Consider the following 18,113-nt stretch of genomic DNA (forward strand, 5'->3'; position numbering starts at 1 on the left):
GATATACACCCATTCATATTCTACTCTTTCGGAGGCAGCACATCTCATGAGACGCGTTGTAGTTACCGGTCTTGGCATGCTTAGCCCATTAGGCAATAGCCCTGAATCAACTTGGCAAAACTTACTACTTGGTAAAAGTGGTATTTCTGACATTACGCATTTTGATACTTCAGAGTATCCAACGCGTTTTGCGGGTTTAGTTAAAGATTTTGACGCACAAGACTACATGGCTCGTAAAGAAGCCAAAAAAATGGACTTATTTATTCAATATGGCGTTGCAGCAGGTGTGCAAGCTATCAAGGACTCTGGTTTAGAGGTTAATGAAGCTAATGCTCAGCGAGTTGGTGTTGCAATAGGCTCTGGTATCGGTGGATTGGGTTTAATTGAAGAAAATCATGCAAAACTTTTAAAGAATGGCCCGCGTAAATTATCGCCGTTCTTTGTGCCTTCTACCATCATTAATATGATCTCTGGCCACTTGTCTATCATGTTTGGTATGAAAGGCCCAAATATTTCAATCGTTACCGCTTGTACTAGTGGTGTTCACAATATCGGCCATGCAGCACGTATGATTGCTTATGGTGACGCTGATGCTATGGTTGCCGGTGGTGCTGAAAAGGCTTCTACTACTATGGGTATGGGCGGTTTTGGTGCTGCACGTGCAATGTCAACACGTAACGATGCTCCTCAACAAGCGTCTCGCCCTTGGGATAAAGATCGCGACGGTTTCGTTTTAGGTGACGGTGCTGGAGTACTTGTTTTAGAAGAGTATGAACATGCAAAAGCACGTGGTGCCAAAATTTATGCAGAACTTGCAGGTTTTGGTATGAGCGGCGATGCATACCACATGACTTCTCCACCTGCTGATGGCGCTGGTGCTGCACTAGCGATGAAAAATGCTATTAATGATGCCAAAGTCGATCTTACTAAAATTGGTTATATCAATGCTCATGGTACGTCTACACCTGCCGGGGATATAGCAGAAAGCAATGCAGTTAAATCAGTATTTGGCTCTTCAGCTTATGATGTATTAGTCGGTTCAACTAAATCTATGACAGGCCACTTATTAGGTGCTGCAGGTGCTGTTGAAGCAATATTTAGTATTCAAGCATTAGTGAACAATATGGTGCCACCAACAATTAATTTAGATAACCCTGGTGAAGGGTGTGATCTTGATTATATTGCTCATACAGCGCGAGATGTTAATTTAGACTACGTTTTGTGTAACTCGTTTGGTTTTGGCGGCACAAACGGATCGTTAATATTTAAGAAACTTTAGTTAATTTAAATGCCATAGTCGCTTTAATTTGACTATATGCCGACTATTCGTTAAAACTACTTGAATTCAATTGCTTAAGCCTGAATACTTAGTGTTCAGGCTTTTTTATGGCGACTATTATGACAACAATGGCAAGCGTAGCATTAAGTTTTGTAGATGGACAACTTGCTGATACGATCTCAATTAGCGACCGTGGTTTAGCTTATGGTGATGGTTGCTTTACTACTGCTCTAGTTATCAATGGTGCAGTAGCTATGTTGCCCCAACACCTTAATCGTTTACTAGAGCAAAGTAGGCAACTTGGGTTACCTAGTTTCGATCTAGCCACATTAAAAGTTACTATAACTAACTTAAGTGCTGGGATTTCAATTGGCGTTATAAAAGTTATTGTTACCTGTGGCAGTGGTGGCCGCGGCTATTCACGCTTGGGTGTTGAACAAGCTAAAGTGATTGTTTCTTTTCACGATTACCCAAAGTACTATGCCCAATGGCAAAAAGAAGGAATAACTGTTGGTATAAGCGAGCAAAAGCTAGGTATTAATCCAATGCTTGCCGGTTTAAAACATTTAAATCGCTTAGAACAAGTTATGTTAAGAGCTGAGCTAGATAAACGCCCTGAAGATGATTTACTTGCCTGTGATATCAATAACAATATTATTGAGTGTTGCAGTGCTAATGTTTTTTGGTTAAAAGCAGGCCAATGGCAAACGCCGTCTTTATCAACCGCTGGCGTTGTAGGTTTAATGCGCGATAAAATTTTATTAAATTATCCCGAAATTATGCCTGCTAATTACGATTTAGAAACATTGAATAATATTGAAGCCATGTTTATAAGCAACGCTATTTTAGGTATAGTGCCGGTAAAGGTTTTTAATGACCGTCAATTAGATACATCATTGGTTAGAAACATACAAACCCAGTGCATGAATTATTAAAAGTTTACAAAATATGTTTAAAAAAACACTTCTGACTTTAGCAGTTTCAGTATTACTTAGCATTATTGCTGTGATAGTTGTTATGCTGATAGCTGAAAAAAAAGTACAGCAGCCTTTAAACTTAGTACAGAGTGAGTTTATCACCGTTAAATCGGGCACTTCTTTTAATGCTTTTTCAAAGCAATTGGTTAATAAACAATGGCTAGACAATGATTTTTGGTTACGTATCTATGCCAAATTTAATCCTACGCAAAGCAAAATTAAGTCAGGTACTTATCAAGTAACAACTGAAACCAATATTTTATCTTTATTAAACTTAGTTGTCTCAGGCAAAGAACATCAGTTTTCTATTACTTTTATTGAGGGAAGTACTTTCAAACAAGTTTTAACTCTGTTGGCGCAACACCCAAATATTAGTCACCAACTCGTCGGTTTGTCACCTAGCGCCATCGCTAAAAAATTGGCTATTGTTCAAGATAACCCAGAAGGTTGGTTATTCCCTGAAACGTATGCTTTTACGCAGGGTGCCTCAGATATTAGTATTATTAAAAGAGCTCATAAAAAAATGCAAAGTGCATTGGCAGAACATTGGGAAAATAGAGCAGATAACTTACCTTATAAGTCAGCATATCAAGCGCTGATCATGGCATCAATTATCGAAAAAGAAAGTGGTAAATATGCTGAACATCCACGTATTTCATCGGTATTTGTTAATCGCTTGAACAAACATATGCGTCTACAGACCGATCCCACAGTTATTTATGGTTTAGGTGAAAGGTACCAAGGTGATATAACATACGCTCATTTGCGAGAAAAAACCGCTTATAATACCTATAAAATAAAAGGGTTACCGCCAACACCAATTGCTTTACCTGGGGCTCAAGCTTTAGAAGCTGCATTACACCCTGAGTTGAGCGATTACTTATATTTTGTTAGCAATGGCGCCGGAGAACATATATTTTCCACTAATCTTGCTGATCATAACCGCGCAGTGAATAAATATCAGCGCTAGTAGAGTTAACTTTAATTACACAGTAGATATACAAAAGTAATAGCAATAGAGAATGATATGAATAAAGGTTTTATGGTTGTTTTCGATGGTAGTAATGGCGCTGGTAAAACAACCGTTATTAATGAAGTTGAAAAATATATCGCACAAAAAGGTTTAGATGTAGTTTTAACAAGAGAGCCTGGTGGTACAAACATTGGGGAAAAAATCAGAAATATTATTCTTGATCCCACCACACCAGAAATGTGTGACACAACAGAGCTTATGTTATTTGGTGCCGGTCGAGCACAGCATATACAAGAAAAAATAAAGCCTGCCTTACAAGCAGGGAAAATCGTTATTTCAGATCGTTTTGACGCGGCAACCTTTAGTTTTCAACATTATGCTCGTGGTATTGATTTAACTAACATTATGCAAATTAATGATTTAGCATTAGCAGGCTTTAAACCTGATATGAATGTTATTTTAGACTTAGACCCTGTTGAAGGCTTGAACAGAGTGATGAGTCGTGGTGAAGGGCTTGACCGTTTAGAAGATGAAAAATTAGATTTCTTAGTTAAGGCTAGAAATGGCTACTTAACACAAGCGAAAGAGCAACCAGAGCGTTTTGAAGTGATCGATGCTTCACAATCTAAAGCTGCAGTGTTGAGTGACGTAATTAAAGTTATTGACGCTTTAATTTTAAAACATAGTTAACAATGACTTATTTACACTCAGTTGTTATTGCCTAGTTGAATAAAGTTCGCAGGTGTCAAAATAAAGCTCAAAGCATTCAATAGAAAGTTTTATGGCATATTGAAAGCCATTTATAGATAGTGCAAAGGTTATTTTAAGGTAATAAATGAAAACTTGGTTAGTGACTATTCAACAACAATTATCACGTCAACTTCGCGATAATAAACTTCCGCATGCGTTATTGTTTTCGGGTGTTGAAGGAGCAGGTCAAGAAGAAATAGCCCAGTGGCTTATAAATGTGTTGTTATGTCAAAATGTTAAGTTAAACCATGTAAGTGGTGAAGGTAATAGCAACGAAGTTGAGCATAATAATTCAAGTGATTTAAAACAAGCGCCTTTTATTTTAGAGCCTTGTGGCCAATGTAAAACATGTAAATTATTTGCAAAAAACAGCTACCCTGATCACCTTACTATTATTTCAGATAAGAAAAATATTGGTGTAGAGTTAATTCGTGACCTCAGTTATTTCTTTGAAAAAACAGCCCATATTGGCTTTATGAAAACAGCGTTGGTGAATCAAGCTGACACTATGACTATATCAGCTGCGAATGCGCTGTTAAAAACACTTGAAGAGCCAACAACCAATAGCTTTATCATCTTAACTACGCATAACAGTGATTTATTATTGCCGACAATTATCAGTCGCTGTCATGAGTTTGAAATTCGGCCTCCGGTTGGCAAGGCGCTTTTGGCTGAATTTGGTCAGCAGGGGGATGATCCCTTTGTAAACCTCAGTCATTTAACTGAATTATCAAACGAAGAGACCGCCGTTGCATTTGTAGCATTTCGTGATAAGGTCAATCAATATTTAACTAGTTTTGAATATCGTGAAGATATACTCAAGACATTGACTGAATATCAATATGGTTATCGATGGTTAGAAAAAGTAATTGTTAACTTGATGCGTAATCAATATACATGGCCAACTGTTGTAGGTGAAAATAAACATGTTGCTGCAATTAACAAGCAACAATTATGGGATATATATAATTTACTACTACAAGCAAATGCTAAACTAAAAACAGTAGTGCAAGTTAATAAACAGTTTCTGAGTGAAAAGCTACTTGCAGATATTAGCCTTGTTGTACAAAATAATGCGCAAACAGTAGAGGAATAATTTTGGAAAATATCACGCTTGAATTTATTTCAGATCGGGATTTATACCAGTCATATATGCCATTTATGAAAAATGGTGGTTTATTCGTTAGAACGACTGAACAATTTGAGTTAGGTACAGATATTCAGCTATCAGTTACATTGCCTGATTCGTTAGAGTCTTCTGAACTTAAAGGTAAAGTCTCTTGGATAACACCTATAGGTGCACAAAATGGCACACCAGCAGGTATTGGCGTCAGTTTTGTTGAAGACCCAGACAATATACGTAATCAAATCGATAAGTCGATTGGTCGATTACTTAATTCAGCTGAACCGACATTATCTATGTAGGTTTTCATTGCTGAACTCACATATTAATTTTATTCTCATATTACTCATTTTATTATGAGTAACTATTCCCATATTAACAAAAGCACAATCGTGCGGAGTATCTCGTGTTTATAGATTCCCATTGTCATTTAGATCGATTAAAGCTCGAAGAGTTTGACAATAATTTAGATAATGTTATTGAAGCTGCACTTGCAGAAAAAGTAAATACCTTATTATGCGTTAGTGTTACCTTGCAAGACTTTCCTGCTATGGCTGAGCAAACGGCCAAATACGATAATGTTTGGTTAACCTGTGGTGCGCATCCACTGAATCAGGAAGATGAAATAAATCCTGAACAATTAAGCACGCTTGCTGATCATCCGCGCGTTATTGCTATTGGCGAAACTGGGCTCGATTATTTTTACGCGCCTGAAACTAAACCCGTACAGTTAGACTCATTTAAAAAGCACGTGCGTGTTGCAAATCAATTAAATAAGCCTTTAATTATTCATACTCGCGATGCTCAAGAAGATACTTTAGCTATATTAAGAGCCGAAAATGCGGAGAAGGTTGGTGGTATTTTACATTGCTTTACTGAAAGCTGGGAGATGGCAGAGCAAGCAATAGCAATGGGTTTTTATATTTCGTTTTCTGGAATTGTTACCTTTAAAAATGCAGCCGCGCTGAGAGAAGTTGCTAAAAAAGTGCCTGCAGACAGATTTTTAATTGAAACAGATTCCCCTTATTTAGCACCTGTGCCACACCGCGGTAAACAAAATCAACCTGCTTACGTTGTTGAAGTTGCTAAACACCTAGCAAGTATTCGTGGTACATCTGTTGCTGAAATAGCTAAGCAATCAAGTGAAAATTTCCATCGTTTATTTCCACAAACACTTTTAGATTAATTTAGATAAAAAAATGCCCAAAACTACTGCTAGTTTTGGGCCCAGGGGGTGGCTCACTTAGTTGAGCCTGCGCTAATAAAACATTGTAAGTTTCTTCGTTCTTAACCATTGTATAAAGAAAAATAAAACAAGAACATCGCGAGCATTGAAGTTAAATTCTATCTGTAAATTAAAGTGTAGTGCAGAGAACTATAAAAGCAAAAATTAATTTTTATAATTAGTTTACAATAAGTTATGGTGTAGCGCTTCAGTGCGCATACCGCTTGATTTTAAAAGGCTGGCACTGCATTTCTATGAACTTATTACTGATTATTGTTTAAAGCGAAACTAGCAGGTATAGAACTTGTGTGTCATGATATTTTTATTAAACCTAAAACTATAAGAGCTAAAAATTGTTAAGTCGTATTTGGAGCGGGTTTTTCATTGTCGCCTTTATTTCTGCAATGGTGCAATGGCTAGTATTCGATCACGTGTTAATTTTTGAAGAAATTGTTAACGCTATTTTTAGTATGTCGAAAGTCACCGTTGAAATTGCCATTGGTTTGATTGGTATTTTAAGTTTTTGGCTAGGCATGATGAAAATCGCAGAGCATGCGGGCATTATCGACAAGCTAGCAAATTTTATTTCACCTTTATTTACGCGTCTTATGCCAAATGTTCCAAAAGGTCACCCAGCAATTGGGTCGATGACGATGAATTTGTCGGCAAATTTTTTAGGTTTAGATAATGCTGCAACGCCGCTTGGATTAAAGGCAATGCAAGACTTACAATCACTTAACCCTGACAAAGAAACCGCGAGTGATGCACAAATTCTTTTCTTGGTATTAAACACTTCAGCAGTAACTTTATTCCCAGTAACGGTATTTATTTATCGCGCTCAACAAGGTGCGCTCAACCCTACCGATGTTTTTATACCTATTTTATTGGCCACTTTTGCTTCAACACTCGCAGGTTTATTTGCTGTGGCATTTGTTCAGAAAATAAAATTATATCAACAAGTTATTTTACTTTACCTAGCTGTGGGTATTGCGATCATTGCCGCCATTGTGGTTTATTTTAGCACCTTAAGTGCGCAGTTATTGGCACAGCAGTCGTCTCTTATGGGCAATTTGTTAATTTTTAGTACACTGATCAGCTTCTTATTATTAGCTTTAAAACGAAAAGTGAATGTTTATGACAGCTTTATAGAGGGCGCGAAGCAGGGCTTTGAAACAAGTATCAAAATAATTCCTTATCTACTCGCTATGCTATGTGCAATAGGCGTATTTAGAGCCAGCGGCAGCTTAGACTTTTTAGTAGATGCAATTCGCCAAGTCGTTCTATTTTTTAATGGTGATACGCGCTTTGTTGATGCTTTGCCCACAGCATTTATGAAACCCCTTAGTGGCTCTGGTGCGCGAGCAATGATGGTAGAAACTATGAACACTTATGGCGCCGACTCTTTCGCTGGTCGACTCGCCTCTATAGTGCAAGGCTCAACAGAAACTACTTTTTATGTATTAGCGGTATATTTTGGCTCTGTGGGTATTAGATATAGCCGCCATGCATTAGCTTGTGGCTTAATTGCCGATTTCGCCGGTATAACCGCAGCCATTGGCGTGTGTTATTGGTTTTTTGGCTAAACTATCAAGATGATAAATTGTCGACAGTACATTGTTTTGCTGTAATGTGCTTTGAGATAAATAGCTTGGTATTCGTTGTTTAAATGTTTTTTACTACAGCCCTTTCTTAATAACTCCTCTGCGTAATTATATAGGTCAAAAAGGCCGAATAAGGATAAGCCTATATTGTACCTGTAACTTTTCATTAATTCATTTATTGTCGACAATTAGTGGTTTTTAGCATTGACTAATCGATTTAACACGTTATTATTAGCTCATTACTCTTCAATGTGTCGACAATAATGGCTTTAGATAATCCAACTTCACAAGCAGCGGTTACCACAGCAGATAAAGTTTTCGAACAAATGTTGCATGATATTGTGGAAGGTAATATTCAAGCTGGCAGTAAAATTAGTGAGCCAGAGTTAGCCAAAAAATTTCAAATCAGTCGTTCAACCCTTCGTGAAGCCTTAAATCGTTTAGAAAAGTGTCACCTTATCGAGCGTAAAGCTAACGTGGGCTCTCGCGTAGTCGAATGTTCAATCTCAGGTCTTTTAGAAATATATATTGTGCGTGAAGCCTTAGAAGGTATGGCTTGCCGTCAAGCAGCACAAAATATGACTGATATTGAGATCTCTGAGATGAGAGCCATGCTTAAGCAACATGCAACGGCAAAGGCTTTACGTGATGGTATTGCATACTATCAAGAAGAGGGTGATTTAGACTTTCACTATAAAGTTATTCTTGGTAGCCATAATCAACAGTTAATCAACATATTGTGTGGCCAGCTATATCACCTAGTTCGTATGTATCGCTGCCAATTTGGTATGAACAGCCCACGCGCTACTAAAGCATTTGATGAACACTCTCGAATAATTGAAGCGATTGCCGACCGAGATGGCGAATTAGCCGAAATGCTAATGAGGCGTCATATTGCCGCTTCACGTAAAAATATTGAAAACAAAATTGCACAACAGCAATAGCGGTTCTACGCTATTTTACATTACATAACTTGATAATAAAGGACCCAATAATGTCTACATCCGCAAATACATTATCTCCTGGCGCTAAGTTTCGCCAAGCTTTAGCAAACAATAAACCCTTGCAAGTTGTCGGTACCATTAATGCCTATTGCGCAATGATGGCAGAAGAGCTTGGTCATCAAGCTATTTACTTGTCGGGTGGCGGTGTTGCAAACGCATCTTACGGTTTACCTGATTTAGGCATGACATCATTAAATGATGTTATTGCTGATGTGCAGCGAATTACTAGCGCATCAACTTTACCGTTATTGGTTGATATAGATACCGGCTGGGGCGGGGCATTTAATATTGCAAAAACTATCCGAGACATGGAAAAAGCTGGCGCAGCTGCTGTTCATATTGAAGACCAAGTAGCACAAAAACGCTGCGGCCATCGTCCAAACAAAGAAATTGTTTCTACCGAAGAAATGGTAGATAGAATTAAAGCTGCTGTCGATGCTCGAACAGATAAAGATTTTTTCATCATGGCAAGAACCGATGCCTTTGCACAAGAAGGTTTAGAATCGGCACTCGAACGCGCAAAAGCCTATGTAGCTGCTGGTGCTGATGGCATTTTCGCTGAAGCAGTAAAAACTGAAGAACATTACCGTGCTTTCACCGAAGCGCTTGATGTTCCAGTTTTAGCTAATATTACTGAATTTGGTCAAACTGAGCTTTGGAATAAAGAGCAGTTAGGTGAGTGGGGTTGTGCCATGGTGCTTTACCCATTATCGGCATTTAGAGCAATGAACAAGGCTGCTGAGTCAGTATATAAAACCTTGCTAAATGACGGTGACCAAAAAGCAGAAATTGATAACATGCAAACTCGTATGGATTTGTATGATTACTTGGGTTACCACGATTATGAGCAAAAACTTGATGCCTTGTTTACTGAAGGTAAAAACAAGTAATTCATGCTTATAGCTCGAACGTAAATGCAAAAATTAATATACAAAATAAGAAACTAAATTTTAACCATTAACGGCAACTTAACTGCGGTTAACGGACAAGAGGAAAGAATGATGACAGAGAAAAAATTAACAGGTGCAGGCTTACGTGGTCAAAGTGCAGGCGAAACAGCATTATGTACTGTAGGTAAATCAGGCTCAGGCTTAACGTATTGTGGTTACGATGTTGCAGACTTAGCTGAAAATGCCACGTTTGAAGAAGTAGCATATTTACTTTTCAATGGCGAACTGCCTAATGAAAAAGAGTTAGCAGCATACAAAACTGAATTATTTGCTATGCGTGATTTACCGCAAGCGTTAAAAGAAGTGCTTAAGCTTATTCCAAAAGAAGCTCATCCTATGGATGTAATGCGCACAGGTTGTTCATTTTTAGGTAACTTAGAACCAGAAAATGATTTTAGCGAACAAAACCGTGCCGCTAACCGTTTGTTATCAGCATTTCCTGCCATCATGTGTTACTGGTATAAGTTTTCTCATGACGGCGTAGAAATTGACTGTACGTCAGATGAAGCCTCTTTAGGTGGCCACTTTTTACGTTTACTAAATGGTACAAGCCCGTCAGCACAGCACGAACGTGTTATGGATGTATCATTAATTTTATATGCCGAGCATGAATTTAACGCTTCTACCTTTACAGCACGTGTTTGTGCGTCAACGCTATCTGATATGTTCTCATGTGTTACTGGTGCTATTGGCACCTTGCGTGGTCCATTACACGGTGGCGCAAATGAAGCGGCAATGGATATGATTGAAACCTTTACTTCACCTGCTGATGCCAAAGAAAAAATGGCTGGTATGCTTGAGCGCAAAGAAAAAATTATGGGCTTTGGTCATGCGGTTTACAGCACATCAGACCCTCGAAACGTTATTATCAAAGCGTGGTCTGAAAAACTTGCCGCTGAAAATGGTGATACTTCGTTGTACGATATTTCAGTGGCTTGTGAAGAGTTTATGTGGGATACCAAAAAATTATTTTGTAATGCCGATTTCTTCCATGCTTCTACCTATAATTACATGGGTATTCCAACGAAACTATTTACCCCTATTTTCGTTTGTTCGCGTTTAACAGGTTGGGCAGCTCATGTGATGGAGCAACGTACAAATAACCGTATTATTCGACCTTCTGCAGATTACATTGGTGCAGAGCCACGCAAAGTTCAGCCCATAGCACAAAGGTAATTTGCACTTAGCATTTACCGACACAAAGCCTTATCAACAAAGATAGGGCTTTGTAATTTATTAAATTACTGAAAAAGTATCGCTTTTATACTTTTCAACTCTGTGGACTAAATTATGAATTATGATTACCGCAAACCTTTACCAGGTTATAAAAATAATGGTCTAACGATAGATTTCTTTGACACCAAAGAAGCTATCGAAACTATCAAGCCCGATGCTTATAAAACATTACCTTACACGTCACGTGTACTCGCAGAGCAATTAGTTCGACGCTGTGACCCAGCGATGCTAACGGATGCGTTAAAGCAAATTATCGAAGGTAAACAAGACCTTGATTTTCCTTGGTATCCAGCACGTGTTGTTTGTCATGATATTTTAGGTCAAACAGCATTAGTTGATTTAGCGGGTCTTCGAGATGCCATTGCAGAACAAGGCGGTGATCCTTCTAAAGTGAACCCAGTTGTGCCAACACAATTAATTGTTGATCATTCACTGGCGGTAGAAGCCCCAGGTTTTGACAGTGAAGCATTTGAAAAAAACCGAGCCATTGAAGATCGCCGTAATGAACAACGTTTTCATTTTATCGAATGGACGAAAACGGCTTTTAAAAACGTTGATGTAATTCCTGCGGGTAACGGCATTATGCATCAAATTAATTTAGAAAAAATGTCGCCTGTTATTCAAGCGCGCGATGGCGTCGCCTTTCCTGATACTTGTGTTGGCACCGACTCACATACTCCGCACATTGATGCCTTAGGTGTAATTGCCATTGGTGTGGGTGGTTTAGAAGCTGAAACGGTAATGCTAGGTCGCCCATCGATGATGCGTCTGCCTGATATTATTGGTGTAAAGCTTACCGGTAAACGCCAACCGGGCATTACAGCAACCGATATTGTGTTAGCAATAACTGAGTTTTTGCGTAATCAAAAAGTGGTTTCGGCATATTTAGAGTTCTTCGGAGAAGGCACTAAAAGTTTAACCATTGGTGACCGTGCAACTATCTCAAACATGACCCCAGAATATGGTGCGTCTGCCGGTATGTTCTACATTGATGAACAAACTATTGATTATTTAAAAATTACCGGTCGCGAGCCAGAGCAAGTAGCACTTGTCGAAACGTACGCAAAACATACCGGTTTATGGGCCGACGACTTAGTTGAAGCGCAATATCCGCGTGTAATCGAATTTGATCTATCAACAGTAGGGCGTAATTTAGCGGGTCCTTCTAATCCGCATCGTCGTTTAGCGACCGCTGATTTAGCTTCAAAAGATATCGCGAAAGACTTAGCTGCTTGTAAAGTACAAGAAGCCAACGGTGAAATGCCTGATGGCGCCGTTATTATTGCCGCGATTACGTCTTGTACCAATACCTCTAATCCTCGTAATGTGGTTGCGGCGGGCTTAATAGCTAAAAGAGCCAATGAACTTGGTTTAGTGCGTAAGCCTTGGGTTAAATCATCGTTTGCGCCAGGTTCAAAAGTTGCCAAACTTTATTTAGAAGAAGCTGGTTTGCTGTCTGAAATGGAAAAATTAGGTTTTGGTATTGTTGGTTATGCTTGTACAACTTGTAATGGCATGTCGGGCGCGTTAGACCCTAAAATTCAACAAGAAGTGATAGACCGCGATTTATACGCAACTGCAGTATTGTCAGGTAACCGTAACTTCGATGGCCGAATTCACCCTTATGCTAAACAAGCGTTTTTAGCGTCACCACCCTTAGTTGTCGCTTATGCTATCGCCGGTACTATTCGTTTTGACATCGAAAAAGATAGTTTAGGCCAAGATCAAAACGGTAACGATATCACTTTAAAAGATATCTGGCCGAGCGATGAAGAAATTGATGCAATCGTTGCATCAAGTGTTAAACCCGCGCAGTTCAAAAAAATCTACACACCTATGTTTGATTTAGGTGCGTTTGAGCCAGCTGAAAGTCCATTATATGCATGGGACGAAACCAGCACTTATATTCGTCGTCCGCCATATTGGAATAAAGAGGGGGAAGGTGCATTAGCCGGTGAGCGAACCATGAAAGGTATGCGCCCATTAGCGGTGTTAGGCGATAACATTACTACCGATCATTTATCGCCTTCAAATGCTATTCAGTTAAACAGTGCTGCTGGTGCATACTTACATAAAATGGGTTTACCAGAAGCTGATTTTAACTCTTACGCAACGCATCGTGGCGATCACTTAACCGCACAACGCGCTACCTTTGCTAATCCGAAATTATTTAACGAAATGTGTCGTGATGCGCAAGGGGAAGTTAAACAAGGTTCGCTGGCACGTATAGAGCCTGAAGGCACTGAATCACGTATGTGGGAAGCGATTGAAACCTACATGCAACGTAAACAGCCATTGATTATTATTGCCGGTGCAGATTATGGGCAAGGCTCTTCGCGCGATTGGGCAGCAAAAGGGGTTCGTCTAGCGGGTGTTGAAGTTATTGTATCTGAAGGATTTGAACGTATACATCGTACTAACCTTGTCGGTATGGGCGTGCTTCCGCTTGAGTTTGTCAACGGCGAAACACGTCACACCTATAACATTGACGGCACAGAAACTTTTGACGTTGAAGGCACAACAGCGCCTGGCGCGAGTATGACAGTGGTAATGACACGTAAGAATGGTGACATTGTTAATATTCCGGTTAAGTGTCGATTAGATACCGGCGAAGAAGTATCTGTATACGCAGCAGGCGGCGTATTACAAAAATTTGCTAACGACTTTCTTGAATCAAGCTTGTAGCAAGTTATTTGAATAATCACTTTGGCTGCACACGCATTTAAAACAATGAATGAGTGTGCAGCATTTTATTCAAATCAACGCTTAAGTTACTGCTAATATTCAAGCAATTTTTTAATGGCTCGTTACTTAAAGATTGATTGCTTAGCATTGATCATTTAAAAACACATTGCTTAAAAACACATTGCTTCAAGGCTAATAGCTTAAAAGGCCCATTGTTGTAAACGTAATGCGCCATTGTTCAAAAAGAAAAGGAGAGAGCCGTGTCTCACGCCCCTCAAATCAAAATCCCCGCAACTTATATGCGCGGCGGTACATCAAAAGGTGTATTTTTTAATTTAACCGATTTACCAGAGCGCTGCCAAGTACCTGGAGAAGCGCGCGATAATATGTTGCTGCGTGTTATTGGCAGCCCAGATCCTTACGCTAAGCAAACCGATGGTATGGGCGGTGCAACATCAAGCACCAGTAAAACGGTTATTTTAGCCAAAAGTGAAGTGGCCGATCACGACGTTGATTACTTATTTGGCCAAGTCGCTATTGATAAAGCATTTGTTGATTGGTCAGGCAACTGCGGCAACTTAACGGCCGCCGTTGGCTCATTTGCTATCAATGCTGGTTTAGTTGACCCGTCACGCATCCCTGAAAATGGTGTTTGTATTGTTCGTATTTGGCAAAAAAATATTGCCAAAACGATTATCGCACGTGTTCCTATTACCAACGGAGAAGTACAAGAAACCGGTGATTTTGAACTTGATGGCGTTACCTTTCCTGCCGCTGAAGTGCCGGTAGAGTTTGTTGCACCCGTTGACCCTTCTGAGGCGATGTTTCCAACCGGTAATGTCGTTGATGAACTTGAGGTACCTGCTATTGGAGCCTTCAAAGCAGCAAAATATCAAGTGACCATGATCAACGCGGGTATTCCCACCATTTTCTTAAATGCAGAAGATCTTGGTTATACCGGCACAGAGCTGCAAGACGCCATAAACAATGACGAGGCAGCATTAGCACGCTTCGAAACTATTCGAGCTGTCGGCGCCGTTAAAATGGCGTTGATTAGAGATGTTTCAGAAGCCGCTGCACGCCAACATACCCCGAAAGTGGCTTTTGTTAGCGGCGCTAAAGATTATATAACATCAAGCGGTAAAGCAGTTCTAAGTACAGATATCGACTTGCATGTACGGGCATTATCTATGGGTAAATTACACCATGCCATGATGGGCACAGCCGCCGTAGCTATTGGCGCAGCCGCAGCAATACCCGGCACATTAGTGAATGAAGCCGCTGGCGGTGGTGAACGCGATGCCGTGGTATTTGGTCATCCATCGGGCACACTAAAAGTAGGCGCTCAAGCATCACAAGTTAATGCGCAGTGGACGGTCGATAAAGCGATTATGAGTCGAAGCGCGCGTGTTTTAATGGAAGGTTGGGTGCGTATTCCAGTAGATTCGTTTTAATCGGTGATTTTGGTTTAAAAAAGTGGAAAGTGTGCGGTTGTAGTTGGTGTGATCACTTTGGTGGTTATTTAACAGTCACTATATATTAGCTTTGTATTTATTTTAATGTTTACGTGTTTTTATACTGCTCTCGTTGATTTCCCGCTTTATTGTAGAAAGGTAGATTTAATCTGCCTTTCTACATCGGTGTATTCATGGTTGATAATAAGTAATTGAATGTAAAAGTTAAACTATGTATATTGATTTTAATAAATATTCATTTGCAAGGTGGTCTTGCTTGTTGAAAAGGTGGGTTTTTCCATACAAGAAAATTAAGTCATTCACTTCGTTCGCTGGGACGCATACACGCAGGGCGGTTTCGCTATTATTCCCTACGTACCAGCTTCCCTTATTTAAAAGTTAGCTACCCAAGGAGAGTTTGGTGAAACGTGATATGGATCTAGTTCGTAAAATATTACTTTTTATTGAGTCAAAAGAAGATGACCATCCAATAATTGAACCTCCATTTGAGGGATACGAAAAAATTACTTTCCTTGAACACTATCACCTTCTTTATGAGGCGGGTTTAATCCGCGCTGAAACTGTATGTTCAGACTCTACACCTGAGAGAGTCATAAAAGTTATTCCATTTGGCTTAACGTGGGCAGGCCATGATTTCGCGGACACTATTAAAAATGATGGAATTTGGAATAAAGCAAAAGAAAGTGTTTCATCTAAATTAAGTGGTTTACCATTTGATGTTTTAAAAGCTGTTCTTATCGGCTTGTGCAAAGAAGCCATCAAGGATGCCGTAAAAGGTTAACTATAGTTTAGGAAGGGTCTCCTGCTAATGTTCTACTTAATAATCACCATTAATAAACGTTTTTGATTGTTAAAATAAAGTAATCTAGTTAGAGTATTTTGGTTAAAAAAATTATATAAAAAACTAGTAATTATATAGGCTCGTTCATTTTAAAGGAGAATTAGTGCAAGCTAGGTCTAAAAATCCCATGATCAGTTTTGGTGATTGGCTTCTAATTGGAATTCCCTTAATTGGTTATTTGTATACCTCAATTCCTCTTATGTTATTACCTTTACCTATTGCGATTGCATACTCAATTTTTGGTGCGTTAAAAAGACATCACTTAAACCAACCATTAGTTGAGCCTGAGAAAATCAGACTTTACTCAAGCTTGCATATAAAGTTTAAAATTGGTTTATTAATTAGCTATTGGTCATTAGAGCTTATTGCTTTGTACCTTTCAGAAATTTAAACCTTACTTTATTATTTTTTATCTAGCCATCCATATATTTTTTATCTAACCACCCATAAATTCTGCTCATATTTCAATCGAAAATTAACAGTCCATTCATCCTAATTTGTATATCCCATAGTAAATTATCTTAAATTTTATTTATTTTGTTATGCACTAAATTTAACTGTGTTTTTGTACAGCTGGGTGCGATTTCCTGCTTTCATCCAATAAAAAGGAAATATTCTCGTTTATGTCTTTAGCATAACGAGATGTTTTATTAGTAACTTATTGTAGATAGTGAATAAATCAGGTATGTTTTGATTATTATAAAATATGAAAGAAGGATTTTTTCCTTGTTTAAACAAGGAATTTTTCCTCATAATAAGCTGTTATGTGTACAAGGAAGGTTGAGCATTGGAAAATATACCTGAATATCCAATAAGCATTGTTTATGCAGATAACACTGAAAGTGTTGTACTAGCTAATGACATGGAGGTTATGACCCACCTCGAATGGTTTGATTCTGAAGATTCCGAATATTGTGTACAAGTAATAGATGCAAAAAATAAAGCTGTTTGTCTTAAGGTTGAGGCACTAGAAATTATAGTGCTAAAGTACACATAACAAGCTGTTCAAGCGGGACTGCTAAAGTTTGGCTCGGTTCCGCTTCGCTACACATTTTAGCCAAACATTATCAGCCCCTTAACAGGGCGTTATGTTTCTTTGAGGGTTCTGTGAAAATTTATACTTTAGTGGCATTAGCTGTATTTGGATCTATTTGCTTTACTAGTGGTTTCTTTCTTGGTCAGCATACTTATTACGACGATAAATCTTTGGATCTATTAAAACAAGGTTACATGGATTACTTGGATAATGCTTCCGAGTCTCAGAAACTTGGTAGTGATTTAATGTTAATTGATTTACTGAGAAAGTGTGAGAACGAGGATTGCTCTGGAGTCATAGACGAAGTATTAAAGCCACAACTTAGAGAAGTTGTAGAGAGAATTAACAGGACACCCATCTTAAATTGAAATTACAGAACACTGAACTAAACTAAGAAAACCCCATTATCTCAGGTGAGTTATGGCTACGCCAAGGAAGCAGCAAATCAGTTTAGTAAACACCCCGTATTATCATTGTGTGGCGCGTTGTGTTCGACGCGCTTTTTTATGCGGTGAAGATACCTTATCAGGACAAAGCTTTGAGCACCGCCGAGAATGGATAGAAGAGAAGTTACACTTTCTCAGCCAATTGTTTGCCATTGACGTTTGTGCTTATGCGGTAATGAGTAATCATTATCATGTGGTGTTATTTATTGATGAAGAAAAAGCCCAACAATGGAGCATGAAAGAGGTGCTTGAGCGCTGGCACCGCTTATACAAAGGCACATTACTCACACAACAACACTGTCGGGGTGATGTACTGCCAAAGCAAGAATTAACAGGACACCCACCTTAAATTGAAATTACTGAACACTGAACTAAACTAAGAAAACCCCACAACATTATCTCAGGTGAGTTATGGCTACGCCAAGGAAGCAGCAAATCAGTTTAGTAAACACCCCGTATTATCATTGTGTGGCGCGTTGTGTTCGACGCGCTTTTTTATGCGGTGAAGATAC

16 protein-coding genes and 2 pseudogenes are annotated in these 18,113 nt (G+C 39.0%); all 18 read left to right on the forward strand.

The genetic code is table 11. The features are described from left to right. Positions 1-46: 46 nt before the first annotated feature. Entirely contained in the window at positions 47-1,279 is a 1,233-nt protein-coding gene (gene fabF, locus B6A32_RS17765; RefSeq protein ID WP_085306256.1) for a beta-ketoacyl-ACP synthase II, read from the forward strand. 119 nt (positions 1,280-1,398) lie between these two features. Continuing rightward, positions 1,399-2,214 carry an aminodeoxychorismate lyase gene (pabC, locus tag B6A32_RS17770; RefSeq protein WP_158088518.1) on the forward strand — a complete coding sequence of 272 codons (816 nt, stop codon included), beginning with the start codon at positions 1,399-1,401 and terminating at the stop codon, positions 2,212-2,214. A 13-nt stretch (positions 2,215-2,227) separates the two neighbouring features. After that, positions 2,228-3,226 carry an endolytic transglycosylase MltG gene (gene mltG / locus B6A32_RS17775; RefSeq protein WP_085306258.1) on the forward strand — a complete coding sequence of 333 codons (999 nt, stop codon included), beginning with the start codon at positions 2,228-2,230 and terminating at the stop codon, positions 3,224-3,226. Positions 3,227-3,283: 57 nt separating this feature from the next. After that, on the forward strand, positions 3,284-3,919 hold the full coding sequence (tmk, locus tag B6A32_RS17780) for a dTMP kinase (RefSeq protein WP_085306259.1): 636 nt from the start codon (positions 3,284-3,286) through the stop codon (positions 3,917-3,919). Positions 3,920-4,064: 145 nt separating this feature from the next. Beyond that, positions 4,065-5,075, forward strand: coding sequence for a hypothetical protein (locus B6A32_RS17785; RefSeq protein WP_085306260.1), 1,011 nt, complete (start codon positions 4,065-4,067; stop codon positions 5,073-5,075). Positions 5,076-5,077: 2 nt separating this feature from the next. After that, positions 5,078-5,404 (forward strand): PilZ domain-containing protein, encoded by a 327-nt coding sequence (locus B6A32_RS17790; protein WP_085306261.1) that lies wholly within the window; start codon positions 5,078-5,080, stop codon positions 5,402-5,404. A 104-nt stretch (positions 5,405-5,508) separates the two neighbouring features. Further along, positions 5,509-6,288, forward strand: a complete 780-nt coding sequence (locus B6A32_RS17795) for a TatD family hydrolase (RefSeq protein WP_085306262.1) — start codon at positions 5,509-5,511, stop codon at positions 6,286-6,288. A 392-nt stretch (positions 6,289-6,680) separates the two neighbouring features. Next, positions 6,681-7,910, forward strand: coding sequence for a nucleoside recognition domain-containing protein (locus B6A32_RS17800; RefSeq protein ID WP_085306263.1), 1,230 nt, complete (start codon positions 6,681-6,683; stop codon positions 7,908-7,910). A 281-nt stretch (positions 7,911-8,191) separates the two neighbouring features. Beyond that, complete coding sequence (locus tag B6A32_RS17805; RefSeq protein ID WP_085306264.1) at positions 8,192-8,872, forward strand: GntR family transcriptional regulator; 681 nt, start codon at positions 8,192-8,194, stop codon at positions 8,870-8,872. A 50-nt stretch (positions 8,873-8,922) separates the two neighbouring features. Further along, positions 8,923-9,822 carry a methylisocitrate lyase gene (prpB, locus tag B6A32_RS17810; protein WP_085306265.1) on the forward strand — a complete coding sequence of 300 codons (900 nt, stop codon included), beginning with the start codon at positions 8,923-8,925 and terminating at the stop codon, positions 9,820-9,822. 111 nt (positions 9,823-9,933) lie between these two features. Then, the gene (gene prpC, locus B6A32_RS17815) at positions 9,934-11,058 is read left to right on the forward strand and encodes a bifunctional 2-methylcitrate synthase/citrate synthase (RefSeq protein WP_085306266.1); all 1,125 of its coding nucleotides are present in this window, start codon (positions 9,934-9,936) and stop codon (positions 11,056-11,058) included. A gap of 114 nt (positions 11,059-11,172) precedes the next feature. Continuing rightward, a complete protein-coding gene (gene acnD, locus B6A32_RS17820) occupies positions 11,173-13,803 on the forward strand; it encodes a Fe/S-dependent 2-methylisocitrate dehydratase AcnD (protein ID WP_085306267.1) in 2,631 nt (876 codons plus the stop codon). A 260-nt stretch (positions 13,804-14,063) separates the two neighbouring features. Further along, positions 14,064-15,257, forward strand: coding sequence for a 2-methylaconitate cis-trans isomerase PrpF (prpF, locus tag B6A32_RS17825; protein WP_085306268.1), 1,194 nt, complete (start codon positions 14,064-14,066; stop codon positions 15,255-15,257). A 421-nt stretch (positions 15,258-15,678) separates the two neighbouring features. Next, positions 15,679-16,059: a DUF2513 domain-containing protein gene (locus tag B6A32_RS17830; protein WP_085306269.1), complete on the forward strand. Its 381-nt coding sequence runs from the start codon at positions 15,679-15,681 to the stop codon at positions 16,057-16,059. A gap of 163 nt (positions 16,060-16,222) precedes the next feature. Beyond that, a complete protein-coding gene (locus B6A32_RS17835; RefSeq protein ID WP_085306270.1) occupies positions 16,223-16,510 on the forward strand; it encodes a hypothetical protein in 288 nt (95 codons plus the stop codon). A 396-nt stretch (positions 16,511-16,906) separates the two neighbouring features. Then, the gene (locus B6A32_RS17840) at positions 16,907-17,116 is read left to right on the forward strand and encodes a hypothetical protein (protein ID WP_085306271.1); all 210 of its coding nucleotides are present in this window, start codon (positions 16,907-16,909) and stop codon (positions 17,114-17,116) included. A 459-nt stretch (positions 17,117-17,575) separates the two neighbouring features. After that, positions 17,576-17,932, forward strand: a pseudogene (locus tag B6A32_RS17850) (transposase); the annotation flags it as partial. An 80-nt stretch (positions 17,933-18,012) separates the two neighbouring features. After that, a pseudogene (locus B6A32_RS19505) lies at positions 18,013-18,113 on the forward strand (Type I secretion system protein TolC); the annotation flags it as partial.

Origin of the sequence: Colwellia polaris (genome assembly GCF_002104515.1) — a bacterium.
Lineage (GTDB): Bacteria > Pseudomonadota > Gammaproteobacteria > Enterobacterales > Alteromonadaceae > Cognaticolwellia > Cognaticolwellia polaris.